This window comes from Planococcus ruber (assembly GCF_022819085.1).
GTDB classification, from domain to species: domain Bacteria; phylum Bacillota; class Bacilli; order Bacillales_A; family Planococcaceae; genus Planococcus; species Planococcus ruber.
In genome coordinates this window covers 405573-422540 of record NZ_JALHAG010000001.1, presented here as the reverse complement: position 1 = coordinate 422540, position 16968 = coordinate 405573, and the positions used below count along the sequence as shown (strand labels likewise).

Sequence of the window (16968 nt, the reverse complement as noted above, 5' to 3'; positions counted from 1 at the left end):
AACAAACTTCTTTAGAATGAATACGATAGTATAACTGAACTTGTTCGGAGATAAAGGAGAGGAAAATGATTATGGCTAAGTATACCATTGTCGATAAGGATACTTGTATCGCTTGCGGCGCTTGCGGAGCTGCTGCACCTGATATCTATGACTACGACGACGAAGGAATTGCATTTGTTATCCTAGATGATAACATGGGGACTGAGCAAGTTCCAGACGAATTGGAAGAAGACATGGAAGATGCATTCGAAGGCTGCCCGACTGACTCCATCAAAGTTGCAGATGCTCCGTTTGAAGGCAATCCGTTAAAATACGAAGATTAATTTACCATATGCGCATGCTCGGCTTTCCGCCTGGCATGCGTTTTTTGATGCCAAAATAAAAAAGCGGCGAAGGTCTCCCTTCGCCGCTTTGGTCATTTATGATTGATAATAAAGCCGCTGTTTTTCAATCCAGGAATACATGCTATTGAAGATCAATAAGACCACAGCAGCAAGTGCAATTCCTTTAATCAGATTGAACGGCAGGATGCCAAGAACGATTGTGCCAAACAACGCACTGCCTGTTTCAGCCGGCATATTTAAGAAATAAGTGTACATCGGCAAGAACACCAAGTAATTCAAGACGCTCATCCCGATTGCCATCGATAATGTTCCGGCAGTTAAACCGAGGATCATGCCTTTTTTAGAAGCGATTCTGCGATAGATCACGTAAACTGGCGTGATAAACAAGAGGCTTGTCGCAAAGTTCGCTAAATGCCCTACCGGCACTCCAGTCGGGCTTCCTGCAAATAGCCAGTCCAATACGTTTTTAAAGAATGCTACTAGGACACCGGCCACCGGCCCCATTGTAATGGCGGCGATTAACGCAGGCACGTCACTGAAATCCACTTTCAAAAACGCTGGCAATGCCGGCAATGGGAAGTTAAAGAGCATTAAAATAAATGAGATGCTGCTCAACATTCCGATTACAATCATGGATTGTAATTTTTTGTTCTTCATATTCCTCTCTCCTTGTCGTGATTCACCAGAAGAAAGGCTTGGACCATGCTGCTCCATATAAAATCCCTTAAGCGAAAAATCACTTAAGGGAGAAAAGGCACACTTAAAATAGCGTTCCGTTTATATGAAAACGATACACGTCCGCACCTTCACCTTCTCCCATCCAGACTATACTGTCGGCTTTGGAATCTCACCAAATCCTGCTTTTTACGGCTCGCGGGCTTAAGGACTGCTGTCCAATTACCGCCGGTAGGGAATTGCACCCTGCCCCGAAGATGAATCGATATTTTGTTATGTCCTAATATTAGTAGAAAAAAGGCATAATGTAAACAGAAATGCTTCACATTATGCCTAATAATTATATTTTCTTTTTATTTTTGTCCGCTGCCCCCATTTTCAAAGCAATCCAGACTTAATTCAAGGGCCACTGAAGCTGGTTAGGAGCTACCGGCACAGGAAGCGGTTCCTGCAAATTAAATTCTTGCCATTCGGTTTGCTCCATTCCGGAGAATTCGACCGGTTTTCCAAACGATTTCGCCGTCAATGAAACATTCTCAATCATTTGACGAACGGCCTGTTCATCAAAGCCGTTTAAATCCAACGGCTCAGAAAAAGTAACCGCCACTGATTCTTCTTTCTCCAAAACTTCAAATTCCAGCTCTTGCAAAATTGGATTTTCGAGAAAATCATTGGGCGAATTTTTCATTGCCAACAGTGCTTCAGGAGCAGATTCATAGTCCATTCCGTAATCCGGTACTGAATACGTGTCGCCGCCTGCAGTTGTATAGGAATAAAAAGCATGCTTTTCCGGAGCCGGTTTAACCGGCTCAAGGATCCCTACCTGACTGAATTCAGCCCGATTTCCCTGTTCATCGGCCACTACGATTTCATCCATGTCTTTGAACGTTTCCTTAAGGGTTCTGGTATAGACTTCAATGCTTGCTGAAGCCAAATCGTATTGATGGTCCTCCGGCAGCATATGTTCTGCTATGCGGCCATTTGCGGAAAGCCTTCCAAGCATAGGATGGTATTCTTCGAATCCGTAAGCCTGCTCATCCAATTGGCCCGCATAGCGATTGTATAAATCAACGGACGTCGGGTTTTCCTGAGAAAAATCACGGGCAATCTGAGCATCCGGAATTAAGAAAGAAACCGGAATGACAAAGGCATTTTCGGTTAATCCCATAGTGAACAGCGTGTTGCCCGCCAAATCCTCTTCGTAAACTGCCTGGATTCCGGCAGATGCGGCACTTTCTTCGGTTCCGAAACTTTCAATTGAATTAGCGTCATTTGAACTTTCCGCTTCCGGCGAGGCCTGATCATTCAGTCGACTCGTGTCTGAAGTAGCCGCTTCGTCTTTGGCACTTTCCGAACCGCTGGAATCGGACGCGGAGTCCATGCCATTTTGGCTGATAATAGATGCGATTAAAACACCGACTGTGATAAACGCCAAAGCCGCCACCAATAATGGCAGCCAACGTTTGGTTTTTGTTTTCACAGGTTTTTTTTCGTTTAGCCGCATGTACACTTCTTCCTTAGGCCGTTCATCCTTAATTTTTGGGAACTCTCTCAGCATACTTTCAATCTGGTCGTCGTCCCATTGCTTATTCGGCATGCGCTTCTCCCCCTTCCATAGAGGATAATTTTTCACGTAGCGACTTAATTGCACGGTGTTGCGTCGTCTTTACTTTCCCTTCGGTCCATCCAAGGACTTCTGCTGTTTCAGCAATCGATAAATCTTGGAAAAAGCGCATGATGATGACCATTTTTTGGTCACCTGTACACAAATCCAGCGTTTTATAGAGCAGAATTTTGTCTTCATTCAATAACGAAACTTCTTCCGGTATTTTCTCAGAAGAAACCAGTTGCTGGGTCTCCCAGTCAAAATAATCCATCGAATGCTTTTGGCGCACCGCTGTTTTCCGGAAATGATCAATTGCGACATTTTTCGCAATGGAAAAAAGCCACGTTTTTTCAGAGCTCTTCCCTTCAAACCGGTCGTATGCTTTAAACACGCGTATATAGACTTCATGCATCAAGTCTTCCGACAGATGCCGGTTTTTCACTAAGTATATTAGAAACTGAAAGACGTCCTGGTGATACTCATCGTAAAGCCGATGGAAAACGGAGTCATTCATATGCTCCCCCCGTTCTTAGATTCGTCGTTTTTCAGACCCGCAAAGTTACATCTTTTTCAAAGGCAACAAGAAAATGAAGGAAGTGCCTTCGCCTACTTTGCTCTCTGCGTAAATCTTGCCCCCGTGGGAGTCAATGATGTTGCTGGCAATCGCCAATCCGAGGCCGGTTCCGCCTTTTCCTAGCGTCCGAGCTTTATCGGCTTTGTAAAACCGTTCAAAGACATATTGAAGGTCTTCTTCAGGAATTCCGACTCCGGTATCATTGACGGAAATTTTGGCATATCCCTGCTCTTGTTCGACTTTCACCATGACTTCTCCGCCTTCTGGCGTATGGCGCATTGCATTGTCGATCAAATTCGTCATGACCTGTTCAATGCGGTCTTCATCAAGCTCGGCGGCAGCCCAATCATCCATCTCCGTTTCAAACGATAAGCGGATACCGTTTTCTTTTGCCGCTTGAGAAAACTTCATCGTCATTCTTTCCACAATCCCATTTAATTGGACCAATTCTTTATACAAGCGCATATGGCCGGATTCCATCCGGGCCAAATTTAGAAGGTCTGTCACCAGCCGGCCCATCCGCCGGGATTCTTCGTAAATGATTTTCGTCATTTCGCGGCGGTCTTCCTCAGAAGCTCCGACATCATCCAAAATGGCTTCGCTATAGCCTTGCAGCATGGCAATCGGCGTACGCAATTCATGGGAGACATTGGCGATAAAATCTTCTCTCAGCTTTTCCAGCCGGTGCTGCTCCGTCATATTGTGCAAAACGGCAACGGCACCCCGGATCGAGTTGCCGCTGTAAAGCGGGCTGAAAGAAACGCCGTAATAAGCACCTTTGATTTCCAGTTCCTCTTCGATTTCTTCTTCGAAATCGAGGACATGCTCAAGCATATGGAGAAGCTCTGCGGGAAGCGGCTGCCCTTTATCAGGGCCGTTTTTAAAGAGCCATTGCTGCAATAATTTCTCCGCCGGCGGATTGCTAAGCAAGATCGTCCGGTCCTGGTTAAAGGTGATGACCGCATCCGCCATCGAAGTTAAAATACTCGACAATTGCTCTTTCTCTTGCCCGATCACTTCCAGATGATGCTTTAACTGTTGGCCCATCTGGTTGAAGGCGGTTGCCAATTGGCCGATTTCATCCCGAGATGCAGCTTCGACTTTTGTATCAAAATTCCCTTTCGCAAGTTCAAACGCACCTTCACGCATTTTCCGCAAAGGGGACGTGATTCTCGAAGATAGAAAAAAAGCAAAAACTGTCGTTAAGATAAAGGCAATAAATGCGGAAAGAAAAACAATATTCGTGGTGCGGCTCGCTGTCCGGTCCATCACTTCCAGCGATTGATAGATAAAGACCGTACCGTGGACTTGATCCCCTGTTTGAAGCGGACTCGCCAATACAATAAAGGACTCCATCCGTTTTTCTTCAGTCAGCGAAGGCAAGAGCATTTCCTTCATGACGGTTTCATCCGTTTCAAAAACTTTTTGGAATGCAGGCTCATTCAGGATTTTCTCTCTTGTTTCATCGCCATTTTTGCCGTCATGGATATAATAGGAACTTTCAAAAGGCACTTCCGCGATGACGGCATTCGTTTCTGGACCCAGGATATCTTCGATGACCGTCAGCGAGATATTCAAGTTCCCGTGGTCATTAAAAATCCTGGCTATGGTAGCCGCTTCTTTGTTCAAAGTTTCTTCCACTGCTTCGCTGTGGTAATTCCCCAGAAATTCAAGCAGCAGCACCGTTACAATAAACAGCACAAATGAAACGAGAAGCAGTATGGTGATCCACAGCTTCCCGACAACACTATTCCATATTCTATTCATTGTTTACCTCGAATTTATAGCCGACGCCCCAAACCGTGACAATCATTTTCGCTGCAGATTCAGAGACCCGGTTTAATTTTTCTCTTAACCGCTTGACATGGGTATCGACGGTCCGCAGATCTCCAAAGAAATCGTAATGCCAAACTTCCTTCAGCAAATGCTCACGGTCGAATACTTTATCCGGTGATTTTGCCAGGAAATAAAGCAATTCATATTCTTTCGGAGTCAGATTCACTTCCACATTATCGGCTGTGACTCGGTGGGCATCGTGGTCGATCGTTAAATGAGGGAAGACGACCAAATCTTTCGAAACGGATGAATTGGCAATAGATGAATAAGCGGAAGATCGGCGAAGTATCGCTTTCACCCGCAGCACTACTTCACGCGGACTAAAAGGCTTGACGATATAATCATCTGCACCCGATTCAAACCCTTCCACCCGGTTCGCCTCTTCCCCTTTGGCTGTCAACATGATGATCGGAGTCATTTTTTTCTCACGCAATTCCGTACTGACTTCAATGCCGTCTTTTTCCGGCATCATCAAATCCAGCAAGATGCAGTGATAATCTTTTTCTATAGCCATTTCCAGTGCCTGCACACCGTTTTCAGCTTCTTCTACTATATAGCCTTCACGCTCTAAGTACATTTTCAATAATCTTCGGATTCTTTCTTCGTCATCTACTACCAAAATCGTAATCTCTTCTGACATCGTAACCCCTCCAACTTTTGTCTCTTCGTCTTCATTGTACCGTCAACATTTGTAAAAATAAATAAAAAGCCTTTTCCGATGGGAAAAGGCTTTTCATCATTTAGCGAAAGCAGCGAAACTAAATGGCTGCTTTCGCATTTCTCCATTATGCGTAAGAATGCAAACCGGCAATGATCAAGTTGACCGCTACCAAGTTGAACATGATAATCGCAAAACCGACCACGCCCAGCCATGCCGACTTCTCTCCGTGCCAGCCTTTTCCGAGGCGGAGGTGGAGATAAGCTGCATAGAACAGCCAAGTGACAAGCGCCCATACTTCTTTCGGGTCCCAGCCCCAGAAACGGGACCAGGCGATTTGCGCCCAGATCATGGCGAAGATCAATGCGCCTAATGAGAAGAGCGGGAAGCCGATAATGACGGCCCGGTAGCCGATTTCATCCATTAGCTGCAGGTTTACATTTTTGACAAACGGTTTAAAGATCGCTGCAATTCTTCTGCGCGCAATCAAACGGATCAACCAGTAAATGATGGTTCCGACAATTAATGACCACATTACCGTTGTCAATTTGCCGGCGTTGACTACTGCAGGTGTTTCCATGAGCGGCGTCATCTTGTCTTCATTAAGCTGTTCGTACTGGTGCATACCAAAAATAGCGGGCATGTGGTACGTAATTTCGGCATTTTTGCCTTCTTTATCCACATATGCAAATTCGGATTCATAGCCTGTCAATGAGAAATAAGAGCTGGCTACGACAAATCCGATGACAAGAATCAACGAATACATAATGGCTTCCAGCCAGAAGCGCTGTTTGGATTTTTTGTTCAAATCTACTACTTTCAACAAGTAGATCAATCCGGCAGCGGCACTGATGGCGAGCACTCCTTCAGCCAACACAACCGTGCTTACGTGGATCGCGAGCCAGTTTGACTGAAGCGCCGGAATCAATGGGCTAACTTCACTTGGGAACATGCTCGCAAATGCGATGATCAATAAGGCAACCGGCAAAACCACCATTCCGACAATCGGCGTTTTATAAATCGCATAAATGACGATGAATCCCGCTACAAGTGTCATGCCAAATGCCGTCGTAAATTCGAACATATTGCTGAGTGGCGCATGTCCAGTCGCGCCCCAGCGGGTAAAGAAATACCCTAAGTTGGCGAGAAAGCCAAGAATCGTGATGGCAAATGCAATATTGCCCCATCGGCTTTCGGACTTAAAAGAACCTTCACTGGTTCTTTCTTTATTTCCTTTTACGGCTCCTCCGAATACAATTGCCCCAATTAAATAGGCAAAAAAGGCAACGTATAGCAGATTTCCGCTTAAATCAGTTAAACTCATGATTGTTCCTCACTTTCCAGTTTCTCTGCTTTCTCGATTTCTTCCTGCTGGTCTACATATGCAGGAAGCGATGCATATTCCGTTACTTGGTCAAGATCTTTCTTCAAGCCAAACCAGTTTTTATTGGTATGGCCGGCTAAAATGATCTCGCCATCCGCTTTTTGCTGAATCCAGAAACGGCGGTGGTTAAAGTACATCCCTTGCGCAACCCCGATCATAAAGATCAATCCGCCTAAACCAAGAATCGGCAAAGTGCGGTCTTTGCGGATGGTCAATCCGGAGACATCACGAGTTTCCGCTGCTTGGAAAGCAAGTTTATATTGGTTTTCCCCAAACGGTTCCACCGTATTTTTGATGGTAATGAAACTGGTTTCCCCGTCCGGTGTCTCCGGTGTTGTCATTTCCACCAAAAAGCCTGGGTTGTTTGGCAGCGGCGTAGCCGTTTGAGGTTCGCCGTTTTCAAAACCGGAAAAATCAGGATAATAGCCCAACAATTTAACGGCTGCCCCATTTCCTAAATCATAGGTTTTTTCAGGGTTGATCAAATCGATCGTCAATTCGCCTAACGACTCTTCCGACTCTTTGTTCGTCAACTCAAAACGCATAGCCTTCAGCTCATCCAAACGAAAATCCATTTGATAAATAGCATATCCATCGAATTTCAACGGTTCGTTGACTCGGATGGAAGATTCCTTCACTTTTTCAAGATCCGCGGCTCCTGGCAAACTGTCTTCAGGCTTCTGATAAAGAACGATGTCTGTCTGATAATTTTTCGCTACTGACCCAACACGGTCAATTGCTTCATTAAAGACTGCTTCGTCATCTTCTCCTGTATAAGTCTCCATTTGGAATCCTTTGTTTTCTAGAGAATAACCCGGGGCTTCCGGAATGGCTCTTGTTTCCCCTTCACGAAGCCAAAGACTTTCGTCCACATAAAAGCCCGGCATCATCCGCAGCATGACCCCGAAAAGGAAAATAATTAATCCAATATGATTGACATAAGGGCCCCATCTGGAAAACCGGCCTTTTTCAGCCAATAGCCCGTTTTTGTCTGTCGTGACCTTGTATTTCAGTTCTTTCAGCTTCTCTTCCGCTTTTTGCATGGTGTCTTCAGCACCAGGTCCGTCTGCGAAAATCCGCTGTTTGTTCATGAAACTGATATGCCGAAGCACACGCTGGTTTTTCAATGAGCGGTAGAGCGGTACAAAACGGTCCAAACTGGCCACAATCAAGGAAATAGCCAGCAAACCGACTAATAGGATAAACCAGAAAGAGCTGTACATGTCATGGAATCCGAGAAAATGATAGACACGTCCAACGCTTCCGTAGACATCAGCATAGTAGGCTTTGATCTCTTCAGCTGTGGTAGCCGGAATATATGCTTTTTGGGGCAAGATGGTTCCGATTGCTGCTGCCACAAGCAACAGGACAATTAAACTGACTCCCACTTTTACGCTTGAAAAGAAGTTCCAGACTTTATCGATAATCGATTTGTTATACGTTTGCGATCTTCTGGCTGTTCCTTCGTATCGCATATCTACTAGCTTGCTTTTCTGTTCTTTTTCAGTCAACGAACGTCCGCACACTTCACACAATACTGTTCCAGGCGGATTTAGATGACCGCATTGACACTGCTTTTTCTCCATCCGAAAAAAACTCCTTATTCAGGTTTGATTTCTTCCATAAAACCTTTAATATCTTCTTCTGTCATTTCGCCCGTCACAATCCGTTCAATTTCACCTTCCGGATTGATCAATACCGTTGTCGGCAACGGCCGGATATTATAAGCAGTCATGACACTTTTGGTTTTATCGATCACAATCGGGAAAGATAAGCCGTATTGATCTGAAAAAGACTGTACTTCAAAATCGGACTGGGCAATATTCACAGCCAATACTTGGACGCCTTGGTCTTTATAAACATCAAACTGTCTATCCATCGCCGGCATTTCTTTCGCACATGGCTTGCACCATGTTCCCCAGAAATTCAAAAATACGCCTTGCCCTTTATAATCGGACAATTTATGATCATTGCCTTCAAGATCTGCCAATGCGAAATCAGGCGCTTTGTCCCCGACTTCCAATACGGTGACGTCGTCCGCAGTCGCACTATTGTAGATCGTATAGCCGATTGCAGCAATTAAAACAAGCAAAATCGCCGATCGCATGATGAGCCTATTTTGCTTTTTCTTATTTTTCTTTTCGTTCAATTTTATTCCTCCTTCGAGGTTTCGAATGCAAATCCAATTATAGCAAAGTTTCCTGCTTGTTATGGATGGAGTTTTGAAGGGTTTGTGAACGTTAGTGGCGCTTGCCGGTCTCTGCCATTACCCGCAGCAGCTTCACTTCATGGGCAGTCAATTCTCTTGATTCTCCTGCATTCAAGCCTTTCAGTGTTAAAAAGGCAAATTGTTCGCGGCTCAACTTTTGCACCGGGAACCCGATTGCGTCAAACATTCTTCTGACTTGGCGGTTGCGCCCTTCGTGAATGGTGATCTGTACAATCGCTTTGCCTGTTTTCTTATCCCCTGACAATAATTTCACTTTTGCCGGAGCGGTCATGCCGTCTTCCAATTTGATGCCGCGCTCTAATTTCTGCAAATCCTCTTTTGTCGGGATTCCTTTCAGGCGGGCTACGTATGTTTTATCGATTTCGAACTTTGGATGCGTGAGGATATTGGCAAATTCCCCGTCGTTTGTCATCAGCAATAGCCCGGAAGTATCGTAGTCCAGGCGGCCTACCGGATAGATTCGTTTATCAATATCATTAAAAAAGTCCGTCACCACTTTGCGGTTTTTGTCATCGCTGACTGCTGAAATCACGCCGCGCGGTTTATACAGCAAATAATAGACTTTCTGCTCTTTTTCCAATTGAACGCCTTCGACTTCAATCGTGTCTGATTGGGAAACTTTTGTGCCCAACTCTTTGACCACTTTTCCGTTGACCCGTACCTTGCCGTCTAAAATCAATTGCTCCGACTTCCGTCTTGAAGCAACGCCCGCATGCGCAAGCATTTTCTGTAATCTCTCCATAAGTTCACCTCATTGATATATTTGAAACTAGAAATGCTGCAGCTTGTTAAAATGAATTTGATTTTCAAATAAAACGTACTTGTTCCCGTAGTCTCACTCGGAATTATGTCACATTTCGAAGAAAAGAGAAAGTGCTCAGCATCAAGTAAGGCAAGAAAATGCTTTAGTCAACCGCTCGCAAAAAGCAATGTGAGCAGTTATCCTCCATTGCATTGCCAGAAATCCAAATGCTCTGCTTTTTGAATCAAACAAAAAGGCTCCCGGATATCGGCAGCCTTAAACTTTTTATGCTTTTACTTCTTCTTTGAAAGCCTCTTGGAAACGTGTCATAAACAGATCCGTTTCTTCTTCCGGGTTTTCAGCTGCCTCTTCCGGCAAAGCCGGCAGTTCACTGATGTCTTTTAAGCCGAAATAATTGAGGAATTCTTTGGTTGTGCCATAAAGAATCGCCCTTCCTGCACCTTCAGCCCGGCCCACTTCCTGAATCAGACCTTTGGAAGCTAAAGTATGGAGCGGCTTTTCACTTTTTACTCCACGCAAATCTTCCACTTCCAGCCGCGTCAATGGCTGTTTATAGGCGACAATTGCCAATACTTCCAATGACGCTTGCGATAGCGCTTGGCTTGTCGGGTTCTCGACCAGCTTCTGGATCGTTTCTGCCACTTCCGGTTTGGTCACGAGCTGGTACACCCCTGCCAATTCCTTCACCATAATTCCCGAATCGCCCTTGCTGTATTTCTGTGTCAATTCCTCGACACTTTCTTGAATTTCCTTTTCTTCAGCCTCTGTCAAAAATTGAAGCTGCTTCATATTCAAGCCGTCATCGCCTGTTACAAACAACAAGGCTTCTATTTTACTCGAAAGAGTCGTCATCTTCATCCCACGTCTCCTTTTTTAATTCCACCATTAAATCAGTAAAATTCTTCTCTTGTTCCACTTTTACCACTTGCCGTTTCATCAGCTCCAAAATGGAAAGAAACGATACAACCAATACCGCTTTATCATCGGAAGCAAAAAGATCGGCGAAATTGGTCCGGCCATTCGCTTTCTTCAGCCGATTGACAATCGAGCCCATTTGGTCTTTAATAGAGACTTCTTGGCGCGTGACTCGAGCCGATAACGGCGCTTTAAGCTGCTTTCGGCGAAGCATTTTTTGGAATGCCCCAAGCATATCATAAGCATTCACTTCCAAATCGATGTTCTCGAGGGAAGAATCTGCTTGAAGTTCGTTCAAATCCATCGGCGCTTTAGTATAAATGGCCGACCGATTTGCTTCCAGCTCTTTTAGCTTGATGGAAGCTTCTTTGAACCTCCGGTACTCGATCAATCTGGAAACCAGTTCATCCCGCGGGTCGGCCTCGTCGAATTCATAATCGATTTCTTCGATGTCCCCTTCATGGACCGGAAGCAGCATTTTGCTTTTGATGGCCAGCAGCGTGGCGGCCATCACCAAGTACTCGCTCGCTTCATTCAATTCAAGGACTTGCAGGGCGCGAATGTGTTCCATGTACTGGGAAGTGATCTCTGAAACCGGAATATCGTAAATATCGATTTCCAAACGGTGTATTAAATGCAATAATAAATCAAGAGGGCCTTCAAAAGCCTCTACTTTTACCTCATAAGACATGATTGACCACCTGACTGTAGATTTCCATAATATAAATAAAACAAATTGCCGCGGCTAACGCCTATTCCATATAAATGAAGTTTAACCAACTTCCTTATATTATAGTAGAAAGGGGATTAAAATGCACCCGCTCCATCACACACTTTTTATTGAATTTATAATCCATTTTAATTATGAAGAAGATTATTTCGAATGCCATGAAGTTGGCGAAGAATATTGGAAAATGGTAGCTCCAAAAGATAAAATGCATCCTTTGACCGGCTGGATCCAATTGGCAGTCGGCATGTACCACTGGAGAAGAAGCAATTATCCGGGCGCCTTGCGCTCATTTATCCGCTCCAGAGTAAAGCTCACAAACGCTGGCATCTGGACAGAAGGATTCGATGAAAAACAATTGATCCATTCTCTGACCCAGGCAATTGAAGCCGTTACAGAACGAAAACCTTTTGTGCCGTTCCAAGTAGCGATTACGTCAAAAGAACTTGAAAACATGATAGCGGATTACCGAAAACAACATCCAATAGATGCGCAAGATCCCTACTACCTCATGCATAAGCATCGCCTGCGTGACCGTTCCTCTATTATTAATCTTCGGGAACAGCGAAAGCGCAGAAACCTAGAGCTTTAATGGAGTGGCCCCAAAAGCCGCTAAATCTTTTTGACTAGAAAATGCACGCGCTCCTTGGCAGTGCTATTTTTAATTGTTGATAGCAACCCTTATCTATTATACAAATATAATAACTAGTGCATAGAAAAAAGAAAGTGCTATTTTAGCACTTTCTTTTCTTATTCTATCTTCATTTTCGAGACCCGCTTAACGTATCATTCAGCTTTCTGTTCAGGACATTTCTCTAAAAATGGCTGAGTTTCTTCTGTCGCCCGCATTTCCTTGCCTTGCATCATTTGCTGGATCTTTTCTACCATCGCCCGGCCGATCCCTTCGCCTCTATGCGACGGGTTTACTGAAACATGGTGGATGATGAAGTATTCTTCCTGCACTTCAATCCCTAAGAGCCCAACAAAGTCTTCGCCTTTTTTCCAGAGGTATAGCTGCCAATCCGGATTCTCTTCATATATATGCATCGTTTGCTGCAGTTTCTTCAACTCTCGCTCTTTCGGCATGAACGATAACAGCCCCATAGCGATTTTCTCAAATGATTTCTTATATCTGAATAACATATCCGATCCCTCATTTTCATGTTTAAGCGGCTTTTTTTATCCTACTATAAACTCGGAAATAACTCAAGTTCGGTCCGTGCTATCCGTTGATGACGCCTTCCGCAAAAAACAGCCAGTAGATGACGCCCCAGCCGATTGCCATTGCCAAGAGCAAAATCATCAAGAGGATATTGGTTTTTCTCATTATCGTTTCACCTGTTGTTTATAAGACATATCCTGTTTGATTAGATCATCCAAGTTTTCCCGTCTGACGACCAATTGATGCTCGCCGTTTTCAGCAAAGACAACAGCCGGGCGGGCAATCCGGTTATAATTGCTTGCCATCGAGTAGCCATAGGCGCCGGTGCAGAAGACCCCTAAAATGTCGCCAGATTCAATTTTTGGCAATGCTGCATGATCGATTAGCTTATCGCCCGATTCGCAGCATTTCCCGGCAATGGTGTAGGCTTCTTCAGCTGCTTCGCCAGCTCTATTTGCCAGGATCGAACTGTATTTCGCCCCGTATAGCGCCGGCCGGATGTTATCCGACATGCCGCCGTCAACTGCCGCGTACTTCCGGATTCCTGGAACTTCTTTCGTTGAGCCAATGGTATAAAGCGTTGTCCCGGCATCGCCGATCAAAGAACGGCCCGGTTCGATCCAAATTTCAGGAACCGGAAAATCCATCGCTTCCGTCGTTTCTTTAACCGTTTCAATCATTTCTTTCACATAGACGGAAGGTTCTAGAGGCTCATCGTCTTCTGTATAGCGGATGCCGAAGCCGCCGCCTAAATTCAGAACTGGGCATGTATAGGCAAATTCTGTTTTCCATTGCCCCATTTTTCCGACCAGCTTTTCAGCTGCCAAACGAAAAGCGGCGGTATCGAATATTTGAGATCCGATATGGCAATGCAGACCCAACAAATTCAAAAATTCATGCTGGTAAACTTCCTGAAACGCTTGATCCGCTTGTCCATTCAGTAAATCAAACCCGAATTTCGAGTCCTCTTGTCCCGTCGTGATGTAATCGTGGGTATGCGCTTCAATCCCTGGAGTTACGCGGAGCAAAATATTCATTGGCTGCCGCAGTTTCTCTGACAGCTCTTTGATGGCTTTGATCTCATAGAAATTGTCGACGACGATGCAGCCGACGCCTTCTTCAAATGCCATCCGCAGCTCTTCAGGGCTTTTGTTGTTGCCATGGAAGTGAATTTTCCGTTTCGGGAATCCGGCTTTAATGGCTGTGTATAATTCTCCGGCCGAAACGACGTCAAGCGATAAGCCTTCTTCAGCCGCCACTTGGTAAATCGCGATGGTCGAAAACGCTTTGCTGGCATATGCCACTTGGTAGCCGATCCCAGCTTCTTCAAATGTTTTCTGGAATGCTTTTGCACGGTCACGGAATAATTGAATATCGTATACATACAACGGGGTTCCGTATTCCTTCACCAGGTCTACAGAATCTGTGCCTCCGATTGTTAAATGGCCATCTTCATTAATCGTTTGTGTTCCGTATAAATACATGATTTCCCTCCTGTTGCGCGAATGGCAGATGTTAAAAAACCTTGCTGAGAATAATCTCAGCAAGATTTGTCAATCGGTGATCAGCGCTGAAATCAGCGGCGTCTTTTCAACCGGTTCGCTTGTATATTCGATACTATTATATATCATCTTCATGCATTCTGCGAGTTCTTCTGTATTCGAATAAATCGTGGCAATCGATTCGCCTTTTTTCACGAAATCGCCTACTTTCTTCTTCAATACAATGCCGACAGCCAAATCGATTTCCGATTCTTTTGTCGCACGGCCCGCTCCAAGAACCATAGCCGCGGTTCCAATTTCATCCGCTTCCATAAAGGAAATATAGCCTTCTTCCTCTGAAGGAACTTCATTTACGTATTTCGCCTGCGGCAATAAGTTGACATCGTCCACGATGGCAGGGTTTCCGCCTTGGTTCTCGATGAATTGCTTCATGATTTCAAGCGCTTTGCCGTTTGCAATCACTTCTTCCAGCATTGCACGGGCTTCTTCCAAAGTTTCCGCTTTTCCACCGACAACGACCATCTGGCTGCCGAGAACTAAGCATAATTCCGTTAAATCTTCCGGACCATTTCCTTGCAGCGTTTCAATCGCTTCTTTGACTTCAAGCGCATTGCCGATAGCAAATCCAAGCGGCTGGCTCATATCTGAAATGATCGCCATTGTTTTGCGGCCAGTCGCATTTCCGATCCCAACCATGGCATGCGCCAATTCCTTCGCATCTTCCGCAGTCTTCATGAATGCGCCTTCGCCTGTTTTCACATCCAGAACGATTGCATCAGCCCCAGCGGCAATTTTTTTGCTCATAATTGAACTTGCGATCAATGGAATGCTGTTGACTGTAGCTGTCACATCGCGCAAAGCATACAATTTCTTGTCTGCAGGCGTCAAATTCCCGCTTTGGCCGATAACCGCCAATTTAATATCGTTCACTTGCTTGATGAATTCTTCAGTCGATAATTCCACGTGGAAGCCTTCGATCGCTTCTAATTTATCAATTGTACCGCCTGTGTGGCCAAGGCCGCGTCCACTCATTTTCGCCACTGGAACGCCGCACGCCGCCACTAAAGGACCTAATACTAAAGTGGTTGTATCACCGACACCGCCTGTTGAGTGCTTATCCACCTTGATGCCGTCGATCGCCGACAAATCGATCTGGTCGCCTGATCCTGCCATAGCGAGCGTCAAATCCGCACGTTCGCGGTCTGTCATATTTTTAAAATAGATGGCCATAAGGAACGCACTCATCTGGTAATCCGGGATGTCTCCTGCTGTATAGCCAGTAACGATGTGCTGGATTTCTTCAGTAGACAGTTCAAAACCGTCTCTTTTCTTTTCAATTAAATCAACCATTCTCATGAACGATAACCGCCTTTATTAGTTTAGTTTAGATAAGAAGCTTGAACCGAATTTCGGCATCGGCGCTGCAAAGTTCTCAGCAATCGTGGCTCCAATGTCAGCAAAAGTTTTTCCTAATTCGAGTTCTTTGCCGCCGTTGAAGCGTGGCGAATATGCCAGCAACGGAACGTATTCACGTGTATGGTCAGTTCCCGGGAACGTCGGATCGTTGCCATGGTCAGCTGTAATGATTAATAGATCATCATCTTTCATTTGCTCAAGCACTTCCGGCAGGCGCTTATCGAAAGCTTCAAGAGCTTCTCCGTAGCCTTCCGGGTTTCTTCTATGGCCATAAAGCGCATCAAAATCCACTAAATTCAGGAAGCTTAAGCCATTAAAGTCTTCTTTTACGACTTCAACCAGTTTGTCCATTCCATCCATATTGTCTTTCGTCCGGATGGCTTTGGTTACGCCTTCCCCGTTATAGATGTCGTTGATCTTTCCGATAGCGATTACATCTTTGCCGATGTCTTTCATTTCGTTCATCACTGTGCGGTCAAACGGCTTCAACGCATAGTCGTGGCGATTTGATGTGCGTTTGAAGGCACCTTTTTCACCAAGGAATGGGCGGGCTATCACCCGGCCAACCAGAAATTCTGGAGAAAGCGTCAATTCACGCGCAATTTCACAGATTTTATATAGTTCTTCCAATGGAATAATTTCTTCATGGGCCGCTATCTGCAAAACCGGATCTGCAGATGTGTAGACGATGATGGCACCTGTTTCCATATGCTCTTCACCCAGCTCATCCAAAATTTCCGTTCCGCTCGCCGGCTTATTGCCGATGACTTTGCGGCCCGTTTTCTCTTCTAATTGCCGGATCAACGTTTCTGGGAAACCTTCCGGATATACTTTGAAAGGGGTATCAATATTCAAGCCCATGATTTCCCAGTGTCCGGTCATTGTATCTTTGCCAACAGATGCTTCCTGCAATTTCCCGAAATACGCGGAAGGGCTTTCAGAAGCTTCCATCCCTTTCACTGGCACAATGTTTGCCAGCCCTAATTTTTCCATGTTCGGCATAGTCAGTCCGCCTACAGCTTCTGCTATATGGCCAACCGTATTGGAGCCCACATCGCCAAATGCATCGGCATCAGGAGCTTCGCCAATTCCTACAGAATCCAGCACAATTAAATGTATACGATCAAACGGTTTATTAGTCATTTCTCTTCCTCCTTGTTTATGTGTCTATCGTAA

17 protein-coding genes and 1 riboswitch are annotated in these 16968 nt (G+C 45.1%); of the genes, 2 read left to right on the top strand and 15 right to left on the bottom strand.

What is annotated here, in order from left to right; translation table 11 throughout:
* Window positions 1–71 precede the first annotated feature (71 nt).
* Complete coding sequence (locus MTR82_RS02040) at window positions 72–323, top strand: ferredoxin (protein WP_052654464.1); 252 nt, start codon at window positions 72–74, stop codon at window positions 321–323.
* A 96-nt stretch (window positions 324–419) separates the two neighbouring features.
* Here the strand turns inward: MTR82_RS02040 and MTR82_RS02035 are convergent, their stop codons facing one another.
* From MTR82_RS02035 to MTR82_RS01985, 11 genes are all read right to left on the bottom strand, one after another.
* Window positions 420–1001, bottom strand: coding sequence for an ECF transporter S component (locus tag MTR82_RS02035; RefSeq protein WP_052651376.1), 582 nt, complete (start codon window positions 999–1001; stop codon window positions 420–422).
* A gap of 147 nt (window positions 1002–1148) precedes the next feature.
* Window positions 1149–1282, bottom strand: a riboswitch (FMN riboswitch).
* Window positions 1283–1413: 131 nt separating this feature from the next.
* Window positions 1414–2616, bottom strand: coding sequence for a hypothetical protein (locus tag MTR82_RS02030; protein ID WP_246807520.1), 1203 nt, complete (start codon window positions 2614–2616; stop codon window positions 1414–1416).
* Window positions 2606–3139 (bottom strand): RNA polymerase sigma factor SigX, encoded by a 534-nt coding sequence (gene sigX, locus MTR82_RS02025; protein WP_052651374.1) that lies wholly within the window; start codon window positions 3137–3139, stop codon window positions 2606–2608. The genes MTR82_RS02030 and sigX overlap by 11 nt, the downstream gene beginning before the upstream one ends.
* Window positions 3140–3184: 45 nt before the next feature.
* The gene (locus MTR82_RS02020; protein ID WP_246807519.1) at window positions 3185–4966 is read right to left on the bottom strand and encodes an ATP-binding protein; all 1782 of its coding nucleotides are present in this window, start codon (window positions 4964–4966) and stop codon (window positions 3185–3187) included.
* Window positions 4959–5675 carry a response regulator transcription factor gene (locus MTR82_RS02015; protein ID WP_052651372.1) on the bottom strand — a complete coding sequence of 239 codons (717 nt, stop codon included), beginning with the start codon at window positions 5673–5675 and terminating at the stop codon, window positions 4959–4961. The genes MTR82_RS02020 and MTR82_RS02015 overlap by 8 nt, the downstream gene beginning before the upstream one ends.
* Before the next feature lie 145 nt (window positions 5676–5820).
* Window positions 5821–7017 (bottom strand): c-type cytochrome biogenesis protein CcsB, encoded by a 1197-nt coding sequence (gene ccsB / locus MTR82_RS02010; RefSeq protein WP_052651371.1) that lies wholly within the window; start codon window positions 7015–7017, stop codon window positions 5821–5823.
* Complete coding sequence (gene resB, locus MTR82_RS02005; protein WP_052651370.1) at window positions 7014–8663, bottom strand: cytochrome c biogenesis protein ResB; 1650 nt, start codon at window positions 8661–8663, stop codon at window positions 7014–7016. The genes ccsB and resB overlap by 4 nt, the downstream gene beginning before the upstream one ends.
* A gap of 14 nt (window positions 8664–8677) precedes the next feature.
* A complete protein-coding gene (resA, locus tag MTR82_RS02000; RefSeq protein WP_407674801.1) occupies window positions 8678–9232 on the bottom strand; it encodes a thiol-disulfide oxidoreductase ResA in 555 nt (184 codons plus the stop codon).
* A gap of 85 nt (window positions 9233–9317) precedes the next feature.
* Entirely contained in the window at window positions 9318–10049 is a 732-nt protein-coding gene (locus MTR82_RS01995; protein WP_246807518.1) for a pseudouridine synthase, read from the bottom strand.
* Window positions 10050–10334: 285 nt separating this feature from the next.
* Entirely contained in the window at window positions 10335–10922 is a 588-nt protein-coding gene (gene scpB, locus MTR82_RS01990; protein ID WP_425023866.1) for an SMC-Scp complex subunit ScpB, read from the bottom strand.
* On the bottom strand, window positions 10903–11676 hold the full coding sequence (locus tag MTR82_RS01985) for a segregation/condensation protein A (RefSeq protein ID WP_246807516.1): 774 nt from the start codon (window positions 11674–11676) through the stop codon (window positions 10903–10905). The genes scpB and MTR82_RS01985 overlap by 20 nt, the downstream gene beginning before the upstream one ends.
* A 121-nt stretch (window positions 11677–11797) precedes the next feature.
* Between MTR82_RS01985 and MTR82_RS01980 the strand changes: the two genes are divergently transcribed.
* On the top strand, window positions 11798–12304 hold the full coding sequence (locus tag MTR82_RS01980; RefSeq protein ID WP_052651366.1) for a DUF309 domain-containing protein: 507 nt from the start codon (window positions 11798–11800) through the stop codon (window positions 12302–12304).
* A gap of 194 nt (window positions 12305–12498) precedes the next feature.
* On the opposite strand, the gene MTR82_RS01975 is transcribed toward MTR82_RS01980, so the two are convergent.
* The 4 genes from MTR82_RS01975 to deoB all read right to left on the bottom strand — a co-directional run bounded on the left by MTR82_RS01975 (window position 12499) and on the right by deoB (window position 16935).
* Window positions 12499–12855 carry a GNAT family N-acetyltransferase gene (locus tag MTR82_RS01975; RefSeq protein WP_052651365.1) on the bottom strand — a complete coding sequence of 119 codons (357 nt, stop codon included), beginning with the start codon at window positions 12853–12855 and terminating at the stop codon, window positions 12499–12501.
* Window positions 12856–13038: 183 nt separating this feature from the next.
* Complete coding sequence (lysA, locus tag MTR82_RS01970; protein ID WP_246807515.1) at window positions 13039–14358, bottom strand: diaminopimelate decarboxylase; 1320 nt, start codon at window positions 14356–14358, stop codon at window positions 13039–13041.
* A 69-nt stretch (window positions 14359–14427) separates the two neighbouring features.
* Entirely contained in the window at window positions 14428–15732 is a 1305-nt protein-coding gene (locus tag MTR82_RS01965; RefSeq protein ID WP_246807514.1) for a pyrimidine-nucleoside phosphorylase, read from the bottom strand.
* 18 nt (window positions 15733–15750) lie between these two features.
* Window positions 15751–16935: a phosphopentomutase gene (deoB, locus tag MTR82_RS01960; RefSeq protein WP_246807513.1), complete on the bottom strand. Its 1185-nt coding sequence runs from the start codon at window positions 16933–16935 to the stop codon at window positions 15751–15753.
* Window positions 16936–16968 lie beyond the last annotated feature (33 nt).

What these genes read in the sequence shown, in the direction of transcription:
- MTR82_RS01995 (WP_246807518.1), bottom strand. Translation starts at nt 10,049, where the DNA reads ATGGAGAGATTACAGAAAATGCTTGCGCATGCGGGCGTTGCTTCAAGA.
- MTR82_RS01980 (WP_052651366.1), top strand. Translation starts at nt 11,798, where the DNA reads ATGCACCCGCTCCATCACACACTTTTTATTGAATTTATAATCCATTTT.
- MTR82_RS01975 (WP_052651365.1), bottom strand. Translation starts at nt 12,855, where the DNA reads ATGTTATTCAGATATAAGAAATCATTTGAGAAAATCGCTATGGGGCTG.
- MTR82_RS02040 (WP_052654464.1), top strand. Translation starts at nt 72, where the DNA reads ATGGCTAAGTATACCATTGTCGATAAGGATACTTGTATCGCTTGCGGC.
- ccsB (WP_052651371.1), bottom strand. Translation starts at nt 7,017, where the DNA reads ATGAGTTTAACTGATTTAAGCGGAAATCTGCTATACGTTGCCTTTTTT.
- scpB (WP_425023866.1), bottom strand. Translation starts at nt 10,922, where the DNA reads ATGACGACTCTTTCGAGTAAAATAGAAGCCTTGTTGTTTGTAACAGGC.
- resB (WP_052651370.1), bottom strand. Translation starts at nt 8,663, where the DNA reads ATGGAGAAAAAGCAGTGTCAATGCGGTCATCTAAATCCGCCTGGAACA.
- MTR82_RS02030 (WP_246807520.1), bottom strand. Translation starts at nt 2,616, where the DNA reads ATGCCGAATAAGCAATGGGACGACGACCAGATTGAAAGTATGCTGAGA.
- MTR82_RS01965 (WP_246807514.1), bottom strand. Translation starts at nt 15,732, where the DNA reads ATGAGAATGGTTGATTTAATTGAAAAGAAAAGAGACGGTTTTGAACTG.
- sigX (WP_052651374.1), bottom strand. Translation starts at nt 3,139, where the DNA reads ATGAATGACTCCGTTTTCCATCGGCTTTACGATGAGTATCACCAGGAC.
- deoB (WP_246807513.1), bottom strand. Translation starts at nt 16,935, where the DNA reads ATGACTAATAAACCGTTTGATCGTATACATTTAATTGTGCTGGATTCT.
- MTR82_RS02020 (WP_246807519.1), bottom strand. Translation starts at nt 4,966, where the DNA reads ATGAATAGAATATGGAATAGTGTTGTCGGGAAGCTGTGGATCACCATA.
- MTR82_RS02035 (WP_052651376.1), bottom strand. Translation starts at nt 1,001, where the DNA reads ATGAAGAACAAAAAATTACAATCCATGATTGTAATCGGAATGTTGAGC.
- MTR82_RS01985 (WP_246807516.1), bottom strand. Translation starts at nt 11,676, where the DNA reads ATGTCTTATGAGGTAAAAGTAGAGGCTTTTGAAGGCCCTCTTGATTTA.
- lysA (WP_246807515.1), bottom strand. Translation starts at nt 14,358, where the DNA reads ATGTATTTATACGGAACACAAACGATTAATGAAGATGGCCATTTAACA.
- MTR82_RS02015 (WP_052651372.1), bottom strand. Translation starts at nt 5,675, where the DNA reads ATGTCAGAAGAGATTACGATTTTGGTAGTAGATGACGAAGAAAGAATC.